Raw genomic sequence first — 25,647 nt, 5'->3', positions numbered from 1 at the left:
AATTCGCATACTAAGTATGCAAATTCAATGGAGGTGTTTTTTCGTATGACGACAAGAGTTCATTACCCAGAAGAAACAAAGTGGAAAGTAATTGAAATGAAGAAAGATGGTTATTCAAATCGTACAATTATGGAGAAACTCGGAATTAAAAATGTTTCCCAAATTAAGACATGGATGAAATGGTATCGTACAGATCAAACGTATCGTTTTCAACAACCTGTAGGAAAACAATATTCTTATGGAAAAGGACCAAAAGAGCTCAGTGAATTAGAACAACTACGTTTAGAAAATAAGCATCTAAAAACAAAATTACTTGTATGGGGAAAGTATCTGGAAATCGAAAGGGGCTGAAACCAGAAACTGTAGTTACTTTATGGAAAAACGTAAAAACAAAAATAACGATAAAAGAATTGTGTAACGTATTAGAATTACCCCGTTCCACATTTTATCGCTGGTTAGAACGGAAGATCGGAAAGATGATATAGAAGAGAAAGTAAAGGACGTCTGTCTTAGGCATAAATTTCGGTATGGATATCGAAGAGTGACCGCTACTCTTCAAAAAATGGGACTGTGTGTCAATCATAAAAAAGTATTACGAATCATGAGACAAAATCACATTCTTTCAAAAGTACGTCGAAAGAAAAAGAAATATATCAATGGTGCGGAACCAATGGTAGCCCCTCATCGATTGGAGCGTGAATTCGATGCATCCAGAGCAAATGAAAAGTGGTTTACAGATGTGACGTATCTCTTATTTGGAGAGCGTACCTTGTATTTATCAACGATCATGGATGCCTTTAATCGTGAAATTATTAGTTGTGTCATCAGCGAATCACAAACACTGACATTAGCGATGAAGACATTGAAACAAGCAATGAGAGGGCGAAGAGTAAAAGATGTCCTTCTTCACTCGGATCAAGGAAGTATTTATACAGCAAAAGAATTTCAAGCGTATGCCAAAGAAAACGGCATGATCACCAGCATGTCCCGGAGAGGAAATTGCCATGATAATGCCGTCATGGAAAGCTTCTTTGGTCATTTGAAAAGTGAAGCTTTCTATTCACAAGAGATAACAAAAGTATCCAACACAACTGTGCGAAAGATTGTGCTAGAATACATTCATTACTACAATTGTGTGCGAATTCAAGAAAAATTAAACCACCTATCCCCTAAAGAATTTAGGGAACAAGTGGTTTAGGTGTTTTGATTGGTGTCCCGTTTTCGGGGTTCACTTCAGAATGAACCTGGGTTGTTTTTTTATCTTTTTCGGCAAGAAGATTCCATCTGATTTGTGTTACGGGTGAAACCCAACAATTCAGGTGGAGATGAATTGCCGTCAGAAGGTAGACTGAACTATTTTGTTTCGTTCATAACGATGTTCCCGGGCGAATATTTGTCCTTTTGTCTTACGATACAATCTACCCTTAGATAAGGAGGGAATATATCTTAAGATAACGAAATTAGATAATCATAATCACTTGGTTATTTGAGCCGAAAGTAATTAATAATTTTAATGAACTCTCTGAGAAAGGTGGTGAAAACAATGGTTAAAAAGAAAGCAGTGAAAGTATTACGTAAACAAAAGAAAAGAGAAAACATGCAACGATTCACGCAAAAACAAAATCTCGGGCGAGCGTGCCTCACAGCTAAAGCATTTCGTTTACTTCAGCGCATGTCGCATAGTTCAAAAGCATTGCGAAATGTTGGGTTGTACACGATGAAACAAAGTTATTTGAATCATAATAGAATGGCTACTGTAAAGGAAGTGGATACCGCCATGCAAGCCGATATGAACTACTGGGGCATACAATCAAACTCTGTCCAAGCCATTCGTAGAGCCTTATATGCAGAAGTAAAAAGCTTTTTTAAGGCATTAGAACAGTGGAAGAAAAAACCTGAAAAATTCACAGGTCGTCCTAAGTTTCCGAATTATTCTCGTTCCACTGACAAACGAATCATTGAAATCTATCAAGCTCCAAAAGTGGATGAGAACGGGTATTGGATGATTCCGATGAGTGTTGCGTTCAGGAAAAAATTCGGTTCCATTAAAATACGTATGCCAAAAAATATAAGAAATAAAAAAATCTCCTACATTGAGATTGTACCGAAGCAAAAAGGTCGGTTCTTTGAGGTGCATTACACATATGAAATGCACGTTTCTCAAATGAAGCAACCATCCACGACTACTAGTAACGCTTTGAGTTGCGATTTAGGTGTAGATAGATTAGTAAGTTGCGCAACAAATACAGGTGATACATTCTTAATTGATGGAAAAAAATTAAAATCCATTAACCAGTACTTCAACAAAATGATACGTAATCTACAACTGAAAAATGTAGAAAATGGACTTTCTAAACGAGTTGTAACGAACAAAATGGCTGCACTTTGGCATAAACGAGAACGACAAATAAACGGTTATATTTCACAAACTGTAGGCCTGTTATTTAAAAAAGTGAAAGCATGTAACATAGATACGGTTGTAGTAGGATATAACGTTGGTTGGAAACAAAAATCTGATATGGGGAAAAAGAATAATCAAACATTTGTTCAAATCCCGTTTCATAAACTGCTTGCAGCAATTGAGAATAAATGTGTAAAAGAAGGGATACGATTTTTCAAACAAGAAGAAAGCTATACTTCAAAAGCTAGTTTTCTGGATAAAGATCCGGTTCCAGTTTGGTCTAAGGATGATAGGACGCATTATCGCTTTAGCGGTAAACGAATCACTCGTGGTCTGTACAAAAGTAAATCAGGGAAATGTATTCACGCTGATATTAATGGTGCGCTGAATACATTGGAAAAATCAAAAGTTGTAGAATTGGATGAAAGTCTTAAAGTGAAAACGCCGATTCTATTAGAAGTGCAAAAACGTAAGGCTGTTGCTTCGCGCATAGCTTAGTGGGTGTGTCAACCATCCATGTGTACTCGACTTGTCGGGGCTTGTAGCACACGCCAGATTCATCTGAGTGGTGGCTTCTTTCAGAAGGAAGAACTGCTTTTTTTCGAAAGGGTGGTGCAAGTGGGAAAACAATCGTTCGTTGCCAGTACCAACCAAAAACATACTTGGGGTGTTACCATAAGGTGGCATGAATGTTAGAGCGTCAACTGTTTAGCGATAGACGAAAAGACCTAGCGTTCGAACTCAAGCCTCTACTGAAATGTTTCATCTCAGTGGGGGTAGTTGACTACATATGAGTTCGCCAAAAACGATGCTACAAAAAATGATACATTCAGTTAAAAGGAACGGAAAAATAATCTGTTTTGAACCACATTGGATATATGTCTTCATACTCTTTAAATGGAGAGAATCAATCGGAAATTATTAGGCTAGGTGCTTTGCAGAAGTTATTTGAAAGTGACATGCAGAGAAGCGGAAAAGATGGGAATATTGGTATGAAAATCCCGATGTTTTTAAGTGAATTAGGCGTGAAAAATATTGAATGTAGAGTAAGTGATAAAGTAAATTTTTTAGATTCTAATATGCATCATAATGGTAAAGAAAAGTTGTATCACTCATTAAAAGAAGAGGGGATTGCAGGAGATCCAGGTGATAAGCAACAATTTATAGATCGTTTAATGACTAGAGGATTAATATATGATGATGCGCTAGCACAATATGAAGCTGAACTCCGATTTTTTAAAGCATTTCAAATGCATTCTTCTTTAGTATATGCTCCGAATATGAAAATTACATTTGGTGACATAGAATGTTAAAAGGTAGAGGTATTTTGAGGATTGTCATTTTTTGTCGGTAAGTCGATATCCACCGTATAATCGCTGATATATTTTGAAAATCGTCGATATATTTAAATTATCGCCGATATAATTTTATGTACGGATTTCAGCTTCCAAAAGATAAGCTCCTCATGTTACGTTATTCCATTTAATTAAACAAAATATGGGGGAAAACAATCATTTTTACTATATTTTGTTATAAATTTGAATAATATTAATTAATACCATCCATTATAAGAGATTTTAGTTGAATACCTACAATATGATGTGTAAAATCTAAGCAAGTAGCAGTACAAATAAATATTCGAGGTGAATACATGCTAGATTTTAAGCAGTTAGATGCTTGTTTGAAAGACAAGAGATTTATAGATGGATTACAGGAAATAAATAATGAAATTTCATATATAAAAGAAAAGAATACTTTATCTTATTTGAAGAGTTGGCTTGCTAGTGTTCCTTCACATAAGGAGTTTGACATATTAATACGCCTTACTGATGAAGGGCTTATGCACCAATACAGTTCATTCCTCATTCGCTACGCCTACAAAAAATTCCCAAATATGAGAACGCTCTCTTTATATTGTGATGAGTTAATTGATGAGCGGAAAATACTTGAAGTAGAACAGTTATTAAAAGACTCATTAGAAGAGGTAAATAAAGAAGAGATAGAAGCTGATCTTTTAGCGAAAACATATTTTACGTTAGTACGATGTCTGTTGGAAATGAAACGAAATGAAGAAGCCCTAATCTATATGCAAAAGGCAGAGGCGTACAGTGCACGTGCCGTATTTGATAAATGGGGCTACGTCTATATGCATACAGGTGAATGGGAGAAAGCAGAAGAACAATTTATAGCTGGCATGCAGCATAAAGATTGTGAAGAGCTATCTACCTATTTATTATCACAATTATATGCGAATCAAGGAGAACAAAAACGTGCATTACAGCTAATTGATGATGCGATTGTAAAGTTCCCGCAAGTACCATATTTTCATTTTGAAAAGGTAAAATATTTATTAGATTTAAGGAAGTATGAAGAAATGTTAGCGGTAATAGATAACATAAATAATCAGCTTCCTTATCATGCGTATAAAGCTTACTTTGTACATTTACGTGCAGAAGCGCTTTACAAAATGAATAAACTTGTAGATTTACAACAGTTATTAAAAGAAGAAAAAAGTTTAAAAGAGTCTTTATATCATAATTTAGAAAAAAATCCAGATGGAAAAAAGGTGCATTTACCGATAGTTCCTATTGTACAAAAGGATAATTATTGTGTTCCGACAAGTTTAGAAATGATGTTGCAGTTATGGGGAGAAAAACGTACACAAGATGAAATAGCAGAGTTTATTTTTGATATGACAGGATCGAAGTTTTCAGATACTGTTTCTTATTTAGAAGAATTAGGTTATGAATATCGTTATTTTAAAGGGAATGAGGAAAATTATAAGAGACTTCTGGATGAAGGGATTCCAGTTTTATTAAGTATAGATATTGAGCATGCTTCACATGTGCAAGTGCTATCTGGATATGATGATACGTTACAAGCTTTTTATGTTCAAGATCCGAACTTTATAGAACCAGTTATTGTGGAATATAGTAAGTTACAAGAAAAATATCGTTACACAGGTTGTTTAGCGATTACGTTTGTTCCGAAAGAAAAGAAGAAACAATTATCATTTTTAAAAGAAGAAGAAAATCATTATTTTAAATCTATTTTTTCTCTTACGGATCATTTAGATGAACATGATAAAGAGGGGATTCATAACTTAGTACAATTTTTAAAAGAGACGAGTGATAATCCGAATACGTGGTTATATACGGTTAAGCATTTAGATGTTGAAGTAGATAATGAGTTTATTATATTTTGTATTGAAAAGTTAATGGAGAAGTTTCCGAACTCAGATTTTGTTAAATTGCATGGTGCGCAGTGCTTTATTCGCCTTCAAGAATTAGAAAAAGCCGGGCAAATGCTGACAAGTGTTGAGAAGAAAAATAATCGTGCTTTATATCATTTAATAAACGGAAGATATGCTTTTGAACAGGAAAGTTATATAGAAGCGATTTTAAGTTTTCGTTCCTCATTACAATTAGACGCAGATCAGCCGATCGCTTGGAGTTTTCTCGCTTTATCATACATGTATATCGATCAATCTGAAAAGGCGTTGCAGTTTTCTCAAGTTGCTTTAGAACGTAGTCCAGAAAGATTCACTTTAACGAATCACGGATTAATATTAATAGATTTAGAAAGACATGAAGAAGCGTATGAAATTTTTAATGACCTATTAAGAGAGAATAAAAATGAGGCACATGTATGGTATGAGCGCGCGAGATGTGCGCATCATTTAGGGAAATTACATTTAGCGATAAAAGGGCTTAAAGTAGCGATTTATTTGGATAGTAATGCACCTTATATTTATACGAAACTTTCGGAAATATACGAGTCTGATTTGAAGGATGAGGAAAGTACGAAAGAAATTTTATTAAAAGGTATTGAGAATTGTGATGATAAGGCACCTCTATACGTAAAACTCGGTGACTATCATTTTCAAAATGATAATCTGGAAGAAGCAGAAACATTGTATAATCGTGCTTTAGAAGAAAATCATGATGATGTTTATTCTCACTTCGGACTTACGCAAGTTTATATGGCAAGAGAACAATACAAGGAAGCAAAAGAATATATTCTCGGTATTGAAAAACAAATTGAAAAGAGCCAAGATTTTCTTATGAATGCTGGAATGGTTTTATGGGATGCTGAGGTTGAACTTGGTGGAAATGAAGAAGGGTTTAAAGTAGCATTGTCTAAGTTAGAGAGTGGTATAAAGCAAAGCGAATATAATGTAGCAAGTACGTTAGATGAATATGTGAATCGAATTAAAGGAACGGTATTTGTACAACGAGGTATAGCATTCTTAAGAACGTTACACAAAGAAAGAAATGAAATAAGCGAATACGGTTGTTATACAGGTATTTTATATGAATCTATTGGGCAGTACGGCCAAGCGATGAAAAGGTATAATAAGGCGATAGAACAAAAGGAAACGGCATTACCGTATTACCGAATTGGTGAAACACTTATGGCATTAGGGCAATTGACAGAAGCGAAACAAGCGTATGAAACATGTTTAGAGCTTGATGGGAATTTCGTAGGTGTACATTTACAGCTTGCAGAAATATATGAAAAAGAAGAAAACCGTTCTAAAGAACAAAGTCATATGGTTCAGGCGATGAAAGAAGAGCCGTTGCATATTAATATGGAATATTTGGCACAGCTTTCAGTAGAAATGAATCTTCAGGAAGAGTTACTGACAGAACTAGAACAATTAGCGGACGAAGTACCTGAAATATGGCGATTAGATGCGATTGCATATGTGTATGGAGCGATGGATGAAATAGATAAAGAACAAGTACAGATTGAATACGCGCTACAATTAGATGGTGAGCATACAGAAGTTCTATATCATTATGCCAAAGTGTTAGTGAAAAAAAGAAATGCAAAAGCAATTGAAATTGCAATGAAAGTTATACAAAAAGATGCAAATAATGAACAAATATTTGATGTGTATGTAAAAGCGATAGAACAACATAAGAAATTGTCTAACATACGAGATTTTCTTCATACATTAAAGGTAAAGAGGGCAGAAAGAAGTATGGCATTTATGTATGCTGCATCTGCGGTGACGGAAAGATGGATTGAACGGCAACAAAATGAACAGCCGAAGAAATCCATAATTACGAGAGCTTTTTATCGTATGAAAAACCGTGCGAAAGAAATTTCGATTATTACTACAATCATTGATTTGTATGAAATTTCGTTAAAGTTAAATCAAAAAAATAGTATGGCAGCGCAGCGATTTTCACTATTTTACGAGAATGTGGCGATGTATAAAGAGGCGATAGATGTATTGCAAACATCGTTAGAAAATAAATGGGATTACGATGTAGCGAAGCAACTTGTAAATCTTTTCATAGAGTGTGAGGAAGAAGATATGTTACGGGATGCTTCAGAATTAACGAAGCAAATGGTTCGAGAGTTACCAGATGATTATGATACGCTTCTTTTACAAGCGCAAGTATTCTTTAAAATAGGAGAAGAAAGAAAAGCAGAAAAGATTACCTTACAATTAACGGAGCAAACACCGTTTGTAAGTAGAGCGTTTCTTGCTTTAGGAGAAATGTATCAAAGTCAAGAAAGGTTTGAAGAGGCAATTCATGTATTAGAAAATGTTTCTATACATCATCCAAATGAAGCAGCAATTCTTCTTTCTTTAGCATCTTCGTATCATGGTGCCGGACAAACACTAAAGGCAGAAAAAATAACAAATGATGTATTAACAATAGATGCGAGTGATTTGTTAGCAAGATATGATCATGCTTGTTATTTAGCACAGTTAAACAGAATTGAAGAGGCGAAGGAAGAGCTTGAAATTGTTCTTCGTGAGGATGAATCAGGATTCTTTGCTGAGCTTATTGAAGAAGATGAAGATTTAGCTGGAATACAAGAATTTAAGAAATAATTGTATAGGAATAGTGAAAAAAGGATATAAATAAATATATATTTCGAATTAGTTGACAATTTATTGCCCAATGGCATAAAATAGCTTTTAATAAAGTATACAAATCTGAAGACGAGAACGAGTAAAATAATGAATTGTTCCCCAGAGAGCCGGCGTATAGCTGAAAGCCGGTGTGCAGACGTTATTTGAAAATCATCTCCGAGGAGCCGAGGCTGAAAATAAGTAAGCCCGGACGGATGTCTACCGTTACAAAGAACACGTATGATAGTACGTTGCTAAGTGCTATTAGCGAAGAGCTAATAGAATTAGGGTGGTAACGCGGTTAAACCCGTCCCTACTTCATAGGGACGGGTTTTTTGTGTGCTTTAAAACATTCAAAGGAGTGATTGTAGATGAAGAAAGTAGATGTGAAAGAGTCAGCTGTAGGGAGAGAAACACGTATTCGTAAGCAGTGGAACGAGCAAAGTATTTTCGAGCAATCAATTCAGAATCGAGAAGGCGCACAGTCTTTCGTATTTTATGAAGGACCACCAACGGCGAACGGTTTACCACACGTCGGACATGCACTTGGACGGACAATTAAAGATGTAGTAGCGAGATATAAAACGATGGCTGGTTATAAAGTGCTACGAAAAGCGGGATGGGATACACACGGTTTACCTGTAGAATTAGGTGTTGAGAAGCAACTCGGTATTTCTGGTAAACATGAAATTGAAGAGTATGGAATTGAGCCATTTATTCAGAAGTGTAAAGAGAGTGTATTCACATATGAGAAGCAGTGGCGTGAATTCACTGAAAGCATCGGTTATTGGGTAGATATGGATGATCCATACGTTACGCTAGAGAATCCATATATCGAAAGTGTATGGCATATTTTAGGGACGATTCATGAAAAAGGCTTATTGTACAAAGGGCATAGAGTTTCACCATACTGCCCAAGTTGTCAAACTTCACTAAGTTCACATGAGGTTGCACAAGGGTATAAAACAGTAAAAGACTTAAGTGCAACAGTTAAGTTTAAAGTGAAAGATAGTGAAAATGAATATTTCCTAGGTTGGACAACAACACCTTGGACACTTCCAGCAAATGTTGCGCTCGCTGTACATCCAAATATGGAATACGTGAAAGCGAAACAAGAAGGTCATGTATACATTGTTGCGAAAGAACGTGTACAAGATGTATTAAAAGAAAACTATGAAGTATTATCTGTTCATAAAGGTGAAGAATTAGTAAACACATCTTATATCCCGCCATTTCCAATGAAGGAAGTTACAAATGGCTACCGAGTTATCGCAGCCGATTTTGTCACGGCAGATAGTGGTACAGGACTCGTTCATATCGCTCCAGCATATGGGGAGGACGATTATAGAGTCGTGCAAAGTGAAGGATTGTCATTCTTGCATGTTGTAGATGAAAAAGGTGAGTATACAGAAGCAGTACCATTTTTGAAAGGGAAATTTGTTAAAGATTGTGACGTGGATATCGTTCGTTATTTAGCGAAGGAAGGTTTACTGTATCATAAAGAAAAGTATGAACATAGCTACCCACATTGTTGGCGCTGTGATTCACCACTTCTTTATTATGCAGGAGAGAGTTGGTTAATCCGAACAACTGCAATTAAGGATACATTTTTGCAAAATAACGATTCTGTTACTTGGTATCCAGACCATATGAAACATGGACGATTTGGTAAGTTTTTAGAAAATATGGTGGACTGGAATATTAGCCGAAATAGATATTGGGGAACACCATTAAACGTATGGGAATGTGAAAGTTGCGATCATCAATTCGCGCCGAAAAGCATTGCTGATTTAAGAGAACATAGTACGAAAGAAACACCTGAAGATTTGGAATTGCATAAGCCATATGTAGATGAAGTGCAAGTTTGCTGTGAAAAATGCGGAAGTACAATGAATCGTACACCAGAAGTAATTGATGTTTGGTTTGATAGTGGTTCCATGCCATTTGCGCAATATCATTATCCATTTGAAAATAAAGAGTTATTTGAAGAACAGTTTCCAGCGGATGTTATTGCAGAAGGTATTGATCAAACACGCGGATGGTTTTATAGTTTATTAGCGGTATCAGCACTATATACAGGAAAAGTACCGTATAAACGAGTGCTATCACTAGGGCATGTTCTAGATGAAGAAGGACAGAAAATGTCTAAAAGTAAAGGGAATGCACTAGATCCAGTTGATTTAGTAAATCAGTTTGGTGCAGATGCATTAAGATGGTCGCTACTCGTTGACAGTGCTCCGTGGAATGCAAAACGTTTCTCGGAAAGAACAGTACTGGAAGCGAAGTCTAAATTTGTAGATACATTAGTCAATGTGTATAGCTTCTACGTTTTATATGCAAATTTAGATGAGTATAATCCGAAAGAAACGTATGACGCAAAGCGGACGAAATTGGATGAATGGGTATTATCAAGATTGCATAGCACAACGAAAAAAGTGAGAACAGCACTTGATGATTATCAATTTACGAATGCAGCTCGTGAAATCGCGGCGCTTGTAGATGAAGTAAGTAACTGGTATGTAAGACGATCACGTAATCGTTTCTGGGAATCTGGTATGAATGCTGAAAAAGCAGCTGCGTATGAGACACTTCATGAAGTGCTTGTGACAATTAGTAAATTAATTGCACCATTTACACCGTTTGTCGCTGAAGATATTCATTTAAATTTAACTGGAAGTAGCGTTCATTTAGAGGATTATCCAGTTGTAAATGAATCACTACTTCAGCCGAAATTAGAAGCAGAAATGGATGCAGTTTTACAAGTTGTTGAACTTGGAAGAAGCAATCGTAATCAGCATTCTTTAAAAGTAAAACAGCCGTTAGCGGAACTTGTATTACTAGCACATAATGAGAATGATATGGATTGGGAATCGTATCGTGATATCGTCATGGATGAGCTAAATGTCAAAGCGTTCCATGTTGAACTCGATGAAACGAAATATACGTCCTATCAATTAAAGCTGAACTTTAAAACAGCTGGGCCGAAGTTTGGTAAAAGTGTGAACGCAGTAAATGCATGGCTAAAACAATTATCAAAAGAAGAAGTAGAGCACTTTGTATCTACAGAAAGAGCAGTTTACGAAGCTGCACCAGGAGAAGAAGTAGTTGTAACAGCTGAAGATGTAGTAGTAGAGAAAGTCGCGAAATCAGGATTTTCTAATACGACTAACGGACAATATACAGTTATGTTAGATACGAATGTAACGGAAGAATTGTTACAAGAAGGAGTAGCGCGTGAATTCATTCGAGCAGTTCAAGAATATCGTAAGCAGTTAAATTTACCGGTTAATTTACGAGTAGATGTTATTCTTGATACAGAGGAAGAACTACAACGAACATTAACGAACCATAAAGATTTATTGGAAGAAAATTTACTCGTTAAGCAATTTACATTTGATCACTTAACGAATGAAGACGATGAACTATCTTTAGGTGAAGCGAAAGTTCGAATTAAATTAAGCGCGGCTCATTAAAGAAAAAAGGAAGTTGGAATGATTCCAACTTCCTTTTTGTATGAGTAGAATTTTTTCATAATCCGTTCGATAGGTTCTCTAGCAAATGTCTTTCTTCATAGCACACTAAATAAAATACTGTAGAAATATATTTCTACAGTATTTTTCTCATTTTATACATAAATATTGAGAAAATTTCACTCAACCTAAATGGAAAGGTAATAGAATTGTTTATAGAGAATTACTCGTAGATTCAATTTTTATCCCCCCATTTTGTGGGGAATGATTGCCTAGTGGTAATGGGATAAGGTTGAGCTACTTTATTAGGGGGAGTGGTTCTATGTTTAATAAAAAAATGGTGGCAATGGCAATGACTGTGCCGTTAGTAATGGGGACGATTTCTACGGTTTCGGCATTGGAAAAACAGCAGCAGGTAAAGCTAGAAGATTATTCACCGCAGAAAAAAGCAACTGAATATTTAAAAGAAAATGCTGCGCAGTATGGATTAAAAACAGACCTTTCAGACTTGCAATATATTTCTACAACAGAAACGTCAGTAGCTTCATATGTTAGGTTCCAGCAAGTTGTTAATGGTGCACCTGTATTTTCAAAACAAATTACAGTTACACTTAACGGAGAGGGAAAGGGCGTACTTGCTGTTTCTGATTATCAATCCGTCAAAGGTGTGAAGGAAGTAACGACAAAAATTAGTGAAAAAGATGCAATACAAAAATCAATGGCGTATGTTGGAGAAGCAAGTGAGCAAAACTTATGGGCTCCTACAGAGAAAGAATTCGGATATATTGTTGAAGAGGGAATTGCTCGTCCAGTATATAAAGTGGTAGTCCATTCTAATAATCCATTTGGTGCATGGGAAACATTTATTGATGCGGAAAATGGGAAGTTAATTAAAAAGGTTGATATAAACCGAAAAGCTGAAGGGACAGGAAAAGTATTTTTACCTAACCCAGTCGTATCTAGCGGTAGTAAAGTAGGCTTAAAAGATAATAACGATGCGGATTCAACAGCGTTAACGAATCAATTGAAGACTGTTACGTTAAAAGGTTTAGATGGGACAGGATTTTTAATTGGAGAGTATGTAACGATTTCTTCAAAAGCAAAAACAAAATCTACAAATTTACAATTTAACTATACACGTGCAAATGATAGCTTTGAAGATGTTATGTCGTATTATCATATCGATACATTACAGCGTTACATTCAAGGGTTAGGATTTAAAAATATTAATAATCGCTCTATTAAAGTGAATGTGAATGGAACGACGGCGGATAACTCATTTTATTCTCCCACAACGAAAGCTTTAACTTTTGGTACTGGCGGAGTAGATGATGCAGAAGATGCTGGTATTATCGCACATGAATACGGACATTCAATTCAAGATAACCAAGTTCCTGGCTTTGGTAGTTCAGCAGAAGGCGGAGCGATGGGAGAAGGATTTGGTGACTTCTTAGGTGCTACGTATGAAGATGCAGTATCGACAACAGGCTACGGAAAAGCATGTGTTGGAGAATGGGATGCGACTGCTTATTCTAGTTCAGATCCGACGTGCTTGCGCCGATTAGATACGAATAAAGTGTATCCGAAAGATGTTACAAATGAGGTACATGATGATGGGGAAATTTGGGCACAAGGTCAATATGAGATGGCACAAGCTTTTGGACGTGATGTAGCAACGAAAATTATTTTACAATCACACTGGTCATTAACACCAAACTCTAAATTCAGTGATGGAGCAAAAGCGATTAAGCAAGCGGATGCTCTTTTATATGGCGGACAACATGCTGCTGATATCGATCGTATTTGGGCAGCCAGAGGAATTAATACGAATTAATATAAAAAGTCGTGGCGTTTATAAGCCACGACTTTTTAATTTGCTTATGAACTGGTACTAGTAAAGTAAGCTATATGAATGCTAATGTAAATTCATCCGCATTCTATTTATTTTTTTCGTCTTTAAAAACAAAATGCTCTTTAAATTTTCTAGAATCAACTTTTTGACCATTTCTCATGGAGCGGAAAGGGTGCTCTTGCCAAGTAATGATTACATCAACTTCATCTGCTTTTGTCGCAACTGGAAAATTAGTATGTTCAAATCCAGTTTTTCCACTTGCTAAGCGACTTTCCTTTCGTGAGAAAAGTTCATATTTCGTTTTCGTTTTTGGCTCGTTGCGGAATACTTCGACTTGTACGTTATATACTTCACTGTTTCCAACATTTTTTACTGAAAATTGATATGTTTGAAATTCATCTTTTTTAGCTTGAAGTATATTTTTACCTATGTTCTTCGGTTCATCAATATTCACTTGCCATTGATCAGAGTTTTGGGAGATTGGTAAAGATTTTGGTGAATAGGCGTATGTTTCATTCACTGCAATTAGGCATAACAAAAGAAGAAAGAAACTAATCGCTTTTTTCATATAAACACCTCGCTATAAAATTTTTATCCCGCTATTTGCCGGGCAGTAAGACCCTCCACCTCAAAAATCAGGGAAAGCAAAGTAGTTAGGTGGGGGGCGGGCTTACCGTAAAAGCCCGATTGGTGAGGGCTGATAATCAGTGGGGAGGAACAAAATCCCCACTGATTAAAGTTTCACTTTATCAATATGCGTAAATAAAACGGAAATTATGTAATAAAATGGAAAAAGGTGATGATTTGATTCAAATGAATTTGAAAAAACTTGAAGAGGTAGTAGATGGAGAAGGGTTACAAGAATCGTTTCATTATATAGAGATACATGGTGTCTGCATTGATTCCAAAAGCATTAAAGAAGGAAATGTATTTGTTCCAATCATTAGGGTGAAAGATGGACATGATTATGTGAAAGAGGCAATGGATAATGGAGCTGTCGCTTCCTTATGGAAAAAGTCTTACGGTACTCCGCCAAAAGGGATGCCAATTATATTTGTAGATGATACTTTGTTTGCTTTGCAACAATTGGCACAATTTTATCGGAAAGAGCTAAATGTAAAAGTAATTGGAATTACAGGTAGTAATGGCAAGACAACGGTAAAAGATATAATAAGCACGATTTTAAGTACAACTCATCGTGTGCATAAAACAAAGGGAAACTTTAATAGTCAAATCGGTTTGCCATTAACTATTTTAGAAATGAAACGAGATACAGAGTTTTTAATTCTTGAAATGGGGATGAGTGAAAAAGGACAAATTCGAAACTTATCAATAATAGCACAGCCAGATGTAGTGATCATTACAATGATTGGCCATTCTCACTTAGAGACGCTTGGATCAAAAGAAGAAATTGCGAAGGCTAAATTAGAAATTATTGATGGATTAAAAGATGAAGGATTATGTTTGTATAATGGTGATGAACCGTTGCTTTTGAAAAATAAGAATCTATCGAGTATAAATTGTAAGGCATTTGGTGAAAAGTATACAAATGATTTGTTTCCAACAAACGTGCAATTAGATGAATATGGTATTCATTTTAAATTAAATGATTCAAAAATACAGTACGATGTTCCCTTGCATGGAAAACATAGTATTTTAAATGCGATTGTCGGAATCGCCGTAGGTCAATATTATAATGTCCCTACAGAAAAAATACAGGAAGCACTACGGCAAGTAAATATTACTCATATGCGCTTTCAATTTTTAACTGCTAAAACAGGTTTTACAATTATTAACGATGCATGGAATGCCAGTCCCTCTTCAATGAAGGCCGCAATTGAAACGTTACAGACATTAAATACCTATAATAAAAAAATGATAGTAATTGGGGATATGTTGGAGTTAGGGAAGAAAGCTGAAACATATCATAGAGAAATTGGTAACATGTTAAATGAAGAGAGCATTCAATATGTATTCACTTATGGAGAGTTAGCTGAAATTGTAGCGGAAGAAGCAAGAAAGAAATATGATACAGGAAAAGTACAGTCATTTAATAATAAGACCAGGATAGCAGAGGAAGTATTAAAAGTTATTACGAATCAGGATATCATATTATTGAAAGGCTCACGTGGAATGGCTTTAGAGGAGATTGTACAAAATTGGATATGAAAAATCAAAATATATTTAAAAAGGCTTGCGTTTTATAAAACAAAGAGATAGAATACTCTGTAAATATAAAAAGTGAGGATCAGGAAAAGTACATGATGCAAAGGTCTACAGAGAGCAATCGGTTGCTGAGAAGATTGCGATACCGCATGATGGAAAGACACCTGTGAGTGTTGCTTTGAACGTGATAATTAGTAAAAGCAAACGGTACCTACCGTTATCAGGGCTAAGATGGTCATTATGACAATTTGGGTGGTACCGCGGAACAATCCGTCCCTATTTATAGGGGCGGATTTTTGTATTCTTTGAAAGGAGGTGAGTGACCGTGGATGATGACGATGACAACAACAATAACGTAAATAAATATAAAATTACTGGAGGGAAATGTAATGGAGTCAATAATAAAGCGTTCACTCACAAAAGAATGTACGGAGCAAGGCGGCAAGGTTGTATTACTTCAAGGATGGGTAAAAAAGATTCGTCATCTAGGTAATGTTAGTTTTTTATTAATAAGGGATCGATCAGGAGTTATGCAATGTGTATTAGAAAATGAGTTAGCTGGATTTAAAGTAGATGTGGAAAGTGTTGTGCAAGTAGTTGGTCAAATAGTAGAGACTGAGAAAACAGAATTAGGGGTTGAAGTGCTTGCTCACGAAGTGAAAATATTAAATGGCGCAGAACCACTTCCGTTTGAAATAAATAAAAAGAAGTTACAAGTTGGTTTAGATCAACTACTGAATGAGCGGGTATTATCATTAAGACATGAGAGAACCGCGGCGATATTTAAAGTGAAATCTACACTCGTTCAGAGCTTTAGTGAATTTCTTATAGAGAACGATTTCACACGTATATTTACTCCGAAAATTGTTTCGCAAGGGGCAGAAGGAGGAGCGAATGTTTTTAAGCTTCCATACTTTCAAAAAGAAGCTTATTTAGCACAATCACCACAGTTTTATAAACAGATGATGGTAGCTGGAGGGTTAGAACGTGTTTTTGAAGTTGCACCTGTTTACAGAGCGGAACATCATAATTCTTCCCGTCATTTGAATGAATATATATCGTTAGACGTAGAACTTGGATTTATTCATGATTTTTATGAAGTGATGCAATTAGAAACGGATGTTTTACGATATATGTTTCAACAAGTAGCAAAAAACTGTGAAAAAGAACTGCAACTATTACAAATAGAAGTACCCGTTATTACAGAAATACCGAAAATTACATTGTTAGAAGCGCAAGAAATTTTGAAAAATAAATACCGGAAAGAGTCGCCAATTGGGGATTTAGATACAGAAGGTGAAAAGCTACTAGGCAAATATGTGAAGGAAACATATAAGAGTGAGTTAGTTTTCATTACACATTATCCGAAAGAAGCTAGGCCAATGTATACGATGCCGAATAATGAGAATCCATCTATTACTGATTCGTTCGATTTACTATATAAAGGATTAGAAATAACATCAGGGGCACAGCGAATTCATGATTATGAAATGTTACTTGCTTCTTTTAAAGAAAAGGGATTACATCCAGATACATTTCAATCTTATTTAAATACATTCCGATACGGTTGTCCCCCGCATGGTGGTTTTGGAATTGGATTAGAGAGAGTTGTATACAAACTATTAGAATTAACAAATGTACGAGAGGCGAGTGCTTTTCCAAGGGACTGTACAAGACTTATCCCTTAATAATAAGGGAAGAAAATTCCGCATTTTCTCATCAAATTTTAATATAGCCCTTGACAGTTATAAATATAACCGATATACTTCATATTAATTTCAAAAGAAAATATATTCTAAATATTAAAATGTGTTGAATAGGAGTAGTAAGGTCGTATATTTGTACAGAGAGCTATGGGTTGGTGTGACATAGTCAAATGACATCCTGAACTCGCCTAGGAGCAGTAAGGTGGAACGGAATCACATTCTTAGTAAATCTTAACGGTTAACCTTCGATATTAGGTTTGTAATCAAACGATTACTACTAAGGTGGATTCATAATGGAATCAATAAGGGTGGTACCGCGTTAAGTAAATGGCTTAGCGTCTCTTTATATAGAGACGTTGAGCCATTTTTTTATTTTATGGAAATAGAAATGGAGGGTTTATTCGGATTGGTTTATAAAATTTAATTATTTATATAAAGTAATTTAATTGGGAGGAAAATAAGATGAAACAGACGGAGCAATGGACTTCGAAATTAGGTTTTATAATGGCTGCAGCAGGATCAGCAATTGGACTAGGTGCAATATGGAAGTTTCCTTATATCGCTGGGAAGAGCGGGGGAGGAGCATTCTTTTTAATCTTTATATTATTTACTCTATTAATTGGACTACCACTACTTATAGCTGAATTTATGATTGGACGCAGTACGCAGAAACAAGCAGTTGGAGCATTTAAAAGTATTGCACCAAATACAGGATGGCACTGGATTGGGCGTCTTGGCGTTGGAACTTGTTTTATATTACTTTCGTTTTATAGCGTTGTAGGTGGATGGGTATTCATTTATTTATTCAGAGGAGTAACGGGACAACTTATTACTCCAGGACAAAATTACGGAGCATTATTTACTGAAACAATTGGAAATCCCGCTTGGGCGATTATGGGACATTTCGCTTTTATGTTCATTACGATTTGGGTTGTATCAAAGGGTGTACAAAATGGAATTGAAAAAGCAAGTAAATATATGTTGCCAGCATTGTTCGTTTTATTTGTTGCTCTTATTATTCGTTCATTAACACTTGATAATGCAATACAAGGTGTGAAGTTTTTCTTACAACCAGACTTCTCAAAGATTACTTCAGAAAGTATTTTATTCGCGATGGGACAATCATTTTTTGCGATTAGTATCGGGATTTCGATTATGGTCACGTATAGTTCCTATTTAAATAAAAAAGAAAGTTTACCAAAATCGGCAGTTACAATTGTTGGATTGAATTTATTTGTTTCATTATTTGCAGGTCTTGCTATCTTTCCGGCCGTATTTTCATTAGGAATGGAGCCAACAGAAGGGCCTGGATTACTATTTATCGTATTACCATCTGTATTTAATCAAATTCCATTCGGTGGGTTGTTCTTAACAGTATTTCTTGCACTATTTACATTTGCAACATTAACATCGGCATTTTCTCTACTAGAGACAGTTGTTTCAGCATTAGCAAATGGTGAACAAGAAAGAAGAACGAAACTATCATGGATGATTGGTTTCGGCATTTTCTTAGTGGGGATACCATCAGCGTTATCATTTGGAGTATGGAGTGATATTACGATTTTCGGAAAGAATATTTTTGATGCAGTAGACTTCTTATCTAGTAATATATTAATGCCACTTGGAGCACTATTTATTAGTATTTTCGTTTCATTCAAAATGGAAAAGAAGGTGCTAGAAGCAGAGTTTTTTGTAGGTGGAAATTATGGAAAGAAAGTATTTATTTGTTGGGCGTTTTTACTTCGATTTGTAGCGCCACTTGCAATAATCATCGTCTTTTTAAATGTAATAGGGATTATTTAATCTAGGATGTTATAATATTCAGTAAAAAAGAAGGTGATGATTATAAAGGCGAATTTGATAGGAACAGGGAAATACATGAACATTAGAGGGAAAAAGCTATACGTTGAAACGTATGGAAATCTTAAAAATAAACCAGTCCTATACTTGCATGGTGGACCAGGAGAAAGTTGCTATGATTTTTCATTTCATCAAGCGGAACGTTTAAAAGATTCTTTATATGTAATAATGATAGATCAAAGAGGTGTTTGTCGCTCAGAAGAAATTACTGAGGACGAAGCTTTTGGGTTAAAAGATTTGATTGAAGACTGTGAGGAACTAAGAACAGCATTACAAATTGAGAAGTGGTCTGTCATTGGACATTCTTTCGGTGGATATTTAGCATTGTTATATGCGTCGATATATCCAAGTTCAATAGAGAAAATCATATTTGAAGGGCCAACTTTCGATTTTGCATTAACAAGTAGAGCTTTGTTACAAAAGACAGGGCATTTATTAAAAAAGTATGGAAAAGAAGAAGTAGCAGAAGAGTCCATCGCTTATTCATCTAGCAATGCTACTTCAGAAGAGTTGCTAGATGCTTATATAAGACTAAGCAATGAATTAGAAGAAAATAGAATGGAGATTTACAATTATAAGGAAGATGTGACAGATGAGAGTTTGTATAGTGATGAAGAGTGGGAAATATTTTCAAATCGCTCCAAAATTCATTTTGATAGATTAAAGGTAGAAGGAGCAGTTCATACTTCATTATTACAAAAAATAAAAGATATACAAAATCCAATGTTATTAATTTTAGGAAAACATGATGTAGTAACGTGTGAAAAACAAATTGAAATGTTTAATAGAGATGCTCAAAATGGAGATTATATTGTATTCGAAGAGAGTGGTCATACACCGCATTATGAAGAAGCAGATCGATTTGCAGAAATAGTCATTCAGTTTTTGAAATAAAATAGAAAGGGAGCTTCGTATAATGCGAAGCTCCCTTTCTTTAGATTTTGGGATAAGTGATTGTAATACTAGGCCATTTGATTTGCCAATTCTTTTTATGAACTCTATTTTTGTACATAAGAATACGTTCTTTTGATTCAAGAAAATGAGCTGTTGGTCTCACTTGTAATGAAAGCACATCTTCAATACCGCATGGGGCCGTTAATAAGACGTTGTTTAGTTCGTCAAGCGTAACTCCTAAAGCGGTTGCTGTTTCAGGGAATTTAGAAATAGCATCAACAGAAGAAGAGTACGGTGGCATATTATTCACTACATGCATACGAGCTTGATTTTTTACTGACCAAGGTATAGAAGCATCCATATTTACCAGTGCTTTCTCTAGTAATTGCTCATATACCTCATCTGTATGTAATTGATCAAAATAAATGACATCAATATCTGGTGTAGCCGTTCGTATTTCGTAGTTATGTAAAGTATCCCAAATTTTAGAGCGAACAAATCCGGCGCAAATCCACCAATCTGGTAGCTCTAGTGATTTTGCCATTTGTAATATATCCATCATCCATTCGTCGTTTTCTATTAAGCGAATTATATCTTGCTCTGTTTGTATAGTCATTTGTTATCCCACCTACTATTTTTATAGAGGACTAATTCATCAGTTTAATAATCCATGTGATCCAGTAAGCACCTGGTATGAATAACAGTTGTGCTAATAACGTACCAAAAAGTCTAGAAATCATTAGCCAACCATACATTTTACTCATTGCTTCTGCACCTTCTTCTGATTGAAGAGCTCGCTCTGTTAAAAGAGCGATACGTGGATCGAGCAGCACTGTTAATAAAATAGTAGCAAAACCATTAATAAGGCCAGAAGCTGTAGTAGCTTTTGTTGCGTAAGCTGGAAGTAAAAAAGAAGCGTATAGGGCTGAAAGAACACCAGCTGTATAAATTGCAGTAGCAAACATATTAATAAGCATAATACGTTTTGGAATACCACCGATACGAAGTCTATGAATCATTTCTAATTTTGGAAAGCGTACGTATTTTCTTGTGTACTTTAATTTTTGAATGTTATTTGTTTTCATCATTCGAATGAAAGAACCATCTGTTTCAAAGTTTTGAATGACGTATCCAAATAATTTGGTCAAAGTTGGATACAGTATAATCGCAAGTAAAGTACCGACAGAGGCGGATAATAGAACGAGCCGTATAGTATGTTCTAAATTAATGGAAGCGTCTCGTTTTGCCTCATCGACAATCCCGCCGATTAAAAAGGCTTGTAGCATGTTAGATGTTCTCGATATAAGTAACACCATGCCTACGACAGACAAAGCAACAGCAATTCTCTTTAAACGCACTCCAGCTAATCGAATACTATAAGAGCTTGTTTCAACCGCGTGAATAACAATTGTGAAAACCATTATAACAATTAACGTTATTGACATTAGATTCACCAGTTTCTATTAAAATAATTATAACTTTTTTACTTTATCATATGTACTCCATTTTGTAACTGAACGTATGTGACATAGAAGAGGTAATTTTTTGAAAAGATAAATAATGGTAGTATGGTAAAAGGTAGGCATGAAAAAGCCTTCTATATAATATGTAAAGTAAATAGGGGCGGGGGATTAAATTTGTACACAACATTTCTATTTGACTTAGATGGAACATTGACGGATCCGAAAGAAGGAATTATAAATTCAGTATTATATGCATTAAAAAAGGTTGGAATTGAAGAATTACATGTAAGCGAGTTAGATTCATTTATTGGTCCACCCATTCAGCAATCATTCGTAGAGAGATACAATATGAACGAAGGAGAAGTTGAACGAGCTGTCTTTTATTTCAGAGAGTATGTAAAGCAGCGTGTATTGTTAGAAAATAATGTTTACGAGGGTATTCCAAATCTCTTAAAACAATTAAAAGATACCGGAAATCGTTTATCCCACTTTAATGGGCAGTAAGACCCCCACCTCAAAATTCAGCGAAAGCAAAGAATTTAGGTAGGGGATCAACTGCCCATAAAAGTCCGATTGGTTCAACTAATAATCAGTGGGGGATGAAGAAAACCCCCACTGATTAAAGTTTCACTTTATTTATAGCAACTTCAAAACCTACTGTATTTGCAAAACAATTACTAGATCATTTTCAATTAACGGATTATTTTGAAGATATCGTTGGAAGTAATTTAGATGGTACAAGAATAAAGAAAGAAGAGATTATTGCTCATATTTTATAAACAAATGAAGAGCTTAATAAAGAAGGAATTGTCATGATTGGAGATAGAAAGCATGATATAATCGGTGCGAATGATAATGAGATTGCTTAAATTGGTGTTTTATACGGTTATGGTAGTGAAACAGAATTGACTGAAGTTGGTGCGACTCATATAGTAAATGATGTAAAAGAATTACATTATTTCTTGGGAGAAAATGGTTTGATAAAGAAGTAAATATAGAGACTGAAAATCCCTTTATAACGTATGACGATGAATTCGTTTATGTTTAAAGGGATTTTTCATGTGTAATCGAATACTTATAATTAGACATTTTTAGCATGAAAAATTTGTATGAATTAGAGGAGGGATGTCAGAAATAAAAGATTAGTAGAAGTACATCAACAGAAGTTTGAATTTTCAGTTTAAAGGAGGGGTATGATTGGAGCTAGTTATTATATTATTAGCACTTAGTTTACTTATGTTTGTAGCGTATAAAGGATTTTCTGTTATATTATTTGCACCGATATTTGCATTATTTGCAGTATTTTTGACAGAGCCTAGTTTTGTATTACCTTTCTTTTCGAATATTTTTATGGAGAAAATGGTAGGTTTTATTAAACTATATTTTCCTGTATTTTTACTCGGGGCAATATTTGGGAAAGTAGTAGAAATGTCAGGAATTGCAGATTCGATTGCAAAGACAATTATAGAGTTAGTTGGTGAAAAACGTACAATATTAGCGATTGTATTAATGGGTGCTATCTTAACGTATAGTGGTGTTAGTGTGTATGTAGTAGTGTTTGCTGTATATCCGTTCGCAGCTAAGTTGTTTCGACAAGCGAATATTCCAAAACGTTTAATCCCTGGAACAATCGTTCTTGGAGCGGTCACGTTTACGATGGATGCGCTACCTGGATCACCACAAATTCAAAACGTAATACCTACGACGTTTTTTAAAACAGACATTTATGCTGCGCCGATACTTGGTATTGTAGGGGCAATTTTTGTACTGACGTTAGGATTACTATATTTAGAGAGTAGACGTAAGAAGGCGAAGGCGGCAGGAGAAGGGTATTTTGGTTTGAACGATGGAGATACTGAAATGGCAGCTTCTTTGCAAGTAGAACAAAAAGATATGCCGGTGCTTAAAAGCATTGAAATTACAAGAGTTCAGCAAGTAATTGCTTTTGTACCACTTATTTTAGTAGGTGTAATGAATAAAGTTTTTACTATTATGATACCGAAGTGGTATCCGAATGGTTTTGATTTTTCTGCAATTGGTATGAAAGCATTTGGAAAAGTAGAATTAAGTGCAGTAGTTGGAATCTGGTCAGTAGAATTGGCACTTATTATAGGTATAGTAACAACGTTATTATTATATTGGAAACGAGTAGTAACAGGATTTCAAGCTGGATTGAATACAAGTATTGGTGGGGCGCTACTGGCAACGATGAATACAGGAGCTGAATTTGGATTTGGTGGTGTCATCGCAGCACTTCCAGGTTTCGCGATTATGAGAGACGGCATTTCTGCCACATTCGCGAATCCTCTAGTGAATGGAGCTGTAACGACGAATATTTTAGCTGGAATTACAGGCTCTGCATCAGGAGGAATGGGAATTGTTTTAAGTGCGATGGGAGATAAGTTTATTGCAGCGGCCAATCAATTTGATATTCCATTAGAAGTAATGCACCGTATCGTGTCAATGGCATCTGGAGGAATGGATACATTACCACATAACGGAGCTATTATTACTATTCTTACAGTAACAGGTTTAACACATAAACAGTCATATAAAGATATTTTTGCCATTACAGTTTTGAAAACGGTTGCTGTATTTTTAGTAATTGCATTCTATACTGCAACAGGAATTTATTAAGTCGATATGTTATAAACGAAAACATTAATTAGGGTAAGAAGGGGTGGAGTACTTGCAAGAAGTTGCTGAGTTTCGTATGCCGAAGTCTGTATTATATGGAAGAAATTCGCTTGAAAAACTGGGGGAACAATCTAAGAAGTTGGGGAAAAGAGCGTTTATAGTTACGGATACAATTATGGAGAATTTAGGATATGTTGAGAGTTGTATACAACAATTAAATACGAAAGGTATTACTGTTATTACATATAATAAAGTAAATGCTGAGCCTACAAATATACACGTGTTAGAAGCGTTAACTCTTAGTAAAGAAGAAAAGTGTGATTTTATTATCGGTATTGGTGGTGGAAGTTGTATTGATGCTGCGAAAGCAGTTGCGGTGTTATATACAAATGGTGGAGAAGTGGAAGATTATGTCCAAAAAGATATGGAAATAGACAACGATCCGCTACCACTAATTGCAATCCCAACAACTTCTGGTACTGGATCGGAAGTAACAAGTGTAGCAGTAATTACGAATAAACGAACAGATGTAAAAATGATGATGAAGCATCCAAATTTCACACCGCAAGTAGCGATTATTGACCCAATATTAACGCGTTCGGTACCACCTCATATTACAGCAGCAACAGGGATAGATGCATTATGTCATGCAGTCGAAGCATATATTTCTAAAGTTTCACAATCACTTACCGATGTACTTGCACTTTCCGCTATTGAAAGTATTATGAAATATTTACGTATTGCATATGAGGATGGAGAGAATATGGAGGCAAGAGAAGCGATGATGATTGCTTCCTTACAAGCTGGAATCGCATTTTCCAATGCATCTGTTACGTTAGTTCATGGAATGTCAAGGCCGGTAGGAGCGTTATTTCATGTACCACATGGTATATCGAATGCAATACTATTACCTACAGTTTTACAATATACAAAAATTAGTGCAGTAAAAAGACTAGCGGATATTGGACGTTGTTTAAATAAAGATTTGTATTCCTATTGTGATGAAGAAGTAGCCGACTACACGCTGAGGGAAATAAAAAAACTTTGTTTTGATCTTCGTATTCCAAATTTAAAAGAATACGGAATTGGTGAGGTTGAATTTGAAAAAGCTATTTCTAAAATGGCATCAGATGCAATTGAAAGTGGAAGTCCAGCAAATAATCCACGTGTGCCATCATATGATGAAATGAAACAGTTGTATCGAGAATGTTTTCATTATCAATATGAAGATTCTATAAAAACATTCGGTAATTAATTTCAGAATATTCTTATAAAATTTCCTTGGAAATAGTTAAAACATGAATTTATATTATAAACGTAAAG

13 protein-coding genes, 4 pseudogenes and 3 other annotated features are annotated in these 25,647 nt (G+C 35.2%); of the genes and pseudogenes, 14 read left to right on the top strand and 3 right to left on the bottom strand.

Translation table 11 applies throughout. The features are described 5' to 3' along the window. Positions 1–45 precede the first annotated feature (45 nt). The 6 genes and pseudogenes from ACUN0F_RS22450 to ACUN0F_RS22425 all read left to right on the top strand — a co-directional run bounded on the left by ACUN0F_RS22450 (position 46) and on the right by ACUN0F_RS22425 (position 13,580). Positions 46–1,198: pseudogene (locus ACUN0F_RS22450) on the top strand (IS3 family transposase). 345 nt (positions 1,199–1,543) lie between these two features. After that, positions 1,544–2,899 (top strand): RNA-guided endonuclease TnpB family protein, encoded by a 1,356-nt coding sequence (locus ACUN0F_RS22445; RefSeq protein ID WP_445540175.1) that lies wholly within the window; start codon positions 1,544–1,546, stop codon positions 2,897–2,899. Positions 2,900–3,185: 286 nt separating this feature from the next. Then, positions 3,186–3,714, top strand: a pseudogene (locus ACUN0F_RS22440) (class I SAM-dependent methyltransferase); the annotation flags it as partial. 338 nt (positions 3,715–4,052) lie between these two features. Continuing rightward, positions 4,053–8,255 carry a tetratricopeptide repeat protein gene (locus ACUN0F_RS22435; protein WP_445540174.1) on the top strand — a complete coding sequence of 1,401 codons (4,203 nt, stop codon included), beginning with the start codon at positions 4,053–4,055 and terminating at the stop codon, positions 8,253–8,255. Positions 8,256–8,354: 99 nt separating this feature from the next. Beyond that, positions 8,355–8,594 (top strand) — a binding site (T-box leader). Positions 8,595–8,647: 53 nt separating this feature from the next. Further along, positions 8,648–11,749, top strand: coding sequence for an isoleucine--tRNA ligase (ileS, locus tag ACUN0F_RS22430; RefSeq protein ID WP_264461887.1), 3,102 nt, complete (start codon positions 8,648–8,650; stop codon positions 11,747–11,749). 319 nt (positions 11,750–12,068) lie between these two features. After that, the gene (locus ACUN0F_RS22425; RefSeq protein WP_445540173.1) at positions 12,069–13,580 is read left to right on the top strand and encodes a M36 family metallopeptidase; all 1,512 of its coding nucleotides are present in this window, start codon (positions 12,069–12,071) and stop codon (positions 13,578–13,580) included. Positions 13,581–13,683: 103 nt separating this feature from the next. On the opposite strand, the gene ACUN0F_RS22420 is transcribed toward ACUN0F_RS22425, so the two are convergent. After that, entirely contained in the window at positions 13,684–14,166 is a 483-nt protein-coding gene (locus ACUN0F_RS22420; protein ID WP_000709312.1) for a hypothetical protein, read from the bottom strand. 218 nt (positions 14,167–14,384) lie between these two features. Between ACUN0F_RS22420 and ACUN0F_RS22415 the strand changes: the two genes are divergently transcribed. The 4 genes from ACUN0F_RS22415 (at position 14,385) to ACUN0F_RS22400 (ending at position 20,224) form a co-directional block, all read left to right on the top strand. Continuing rightward, complete coding sequence (locus ACUN0F_RS22415) at positions 14,385–15,767, top strand: UDP-N-acetylmuramoyl-tripeptide--D-alanyl-D-alanine ligase (protein ID WP_046955663.1); 1,383 nt, start codon at positions 14,385–14,387, stop codon at positions 15,765–15,767. A gap of 66 nt (positions 15,768–15,833) precedes the next feature. Next, positions 15,834–16,045: a binding site (T-box leader), on the top strand. Between the two features lie 108 nt (positions 16,046–16,153). Then, entirely contained in the window at positions 16,154–17,452 is a 1,299-nt protein-coding gene (gene aspS, locus ACUN0F_RS22410; RefSeq protein WP_264461888.1) for an aspartate--tRNA(Asn) ligase, read from the top strand. A 115-nt stretch (positions 17,453–17,567) separates the two neighbouring features. Beyond that, positions 17,568–17,816 (top strand) — a binding site (T-box leader). Between the two features lie 116 nt (positions 17,817–17,932). Next, a complete protein-coding gene (locus ACUN0F_RS22405; protein WP_445540172.1) occupies positions 17,933–19,273 on the top strand; it encodes a sodium-dependent transporter in 1,341 nt (446 codons plus the stop codon). Between the two features lie 36 nt (positions 19,274–19,309). Continuing rightward, complete coding sequence (locus ACUN0F_RS22400; protein ID WP_445540171.1) at positions 19,310–20,224, top strand: alpha/beta fold hydrolase; 915 nt, start codon at positions 19,310–19,312, stop codon at positions 20,222–20,224. A 40-nt stretch (positions 20,225–20,264) separates the two neighbouring features. On the opposite strand, the gene ACUN0F_RS22395 is transcribed toward ACUN0F_RS22400, so the two are convergent. Both ACUN0F_RS22395 and ACUN0F_RS22390 read right to left on the bottom strand, forming a co-directional pair. Next, positions 20,265–20,840: a nucleotidyltransferase family protein gene (locus ACUN0F_RS22395; RefSeq protein ID WP_445540170.1), complete on the bottom strand. Its 576-nt coding sequence runs from the start codon at positions 20,838–20,840 to the stop codon at positions 20,265–20,267. Positions 20,841–20,871: 31 nt separating this feature from the next. Then, on the bottom strand, positions 20,872–21,669 hold the full coding sequence (locus ACUN0F_RS22390) for a lipid II flippase Amj family protein (protein WP_000028923.1): 798 nt from the start codon (positions 21,667–21,669) through the stop codon (positions 20,872–20,874). A 192-nt stretch (positions 21,670–21,861) separates the two neighbouring features. On the opposite strand from ACUN0F_RS22390, the pseudogene ACUN0F_RS22385 reads away from it, so the two are divergent. From ACUN0F_RS22385 to eutG, 4 genes and pseudogenes are all read left to right on the top strand, one after another. Then, positions 21,862–22,193: pseudogene (locus tag ACUN0F_RS22385) on the top strand (HAD hydrolase-like protein); the annotation flags it as partial. Positions 22,194–22,319: 126 nt separating this feature from the next. Continuing rightward, positions 22,320–22,679: pseudogene (locus ACUN0F_RS22380) on the top strand (HAD hydrolase-like protein); the annotation flags it as partial. A 205-nt stretch (positions 22,680–22,884) separates the two neighbouring features. Next, entirely contained in the window at positions 22,885–24,324 is a 1,440-nt protein-coding gene (locus tag ACUN0F_RS22375; RefSeq protein ID WP_264461898.1) for a GntP family permease, read from the top strand. A gap of 52 nt (positions 24,325–24,376) precedes the next feature. Further along, positions 24,377–25,579 (top strand): alcohol dehydrogenase EutG, encoded by a 1,203-nt coding sequence (gene eutG, locus ACUN0F_RS22370; protein WP_445540843.1) that lies wholly within the window; start codon positions 24,377–24,379, stop codon positions 25,577–25,579. Positions 25,580–25,647: the final 68 nt, after the last annotated feature.

The sequence above is a fragment of the Bacillus sp. 1A genome (assembly GCF_052682215.1).
Note: the sequence above shows the minus strand (reverse complement) of the source record. Positions and strands in the feature narration are given on the sequence as shown.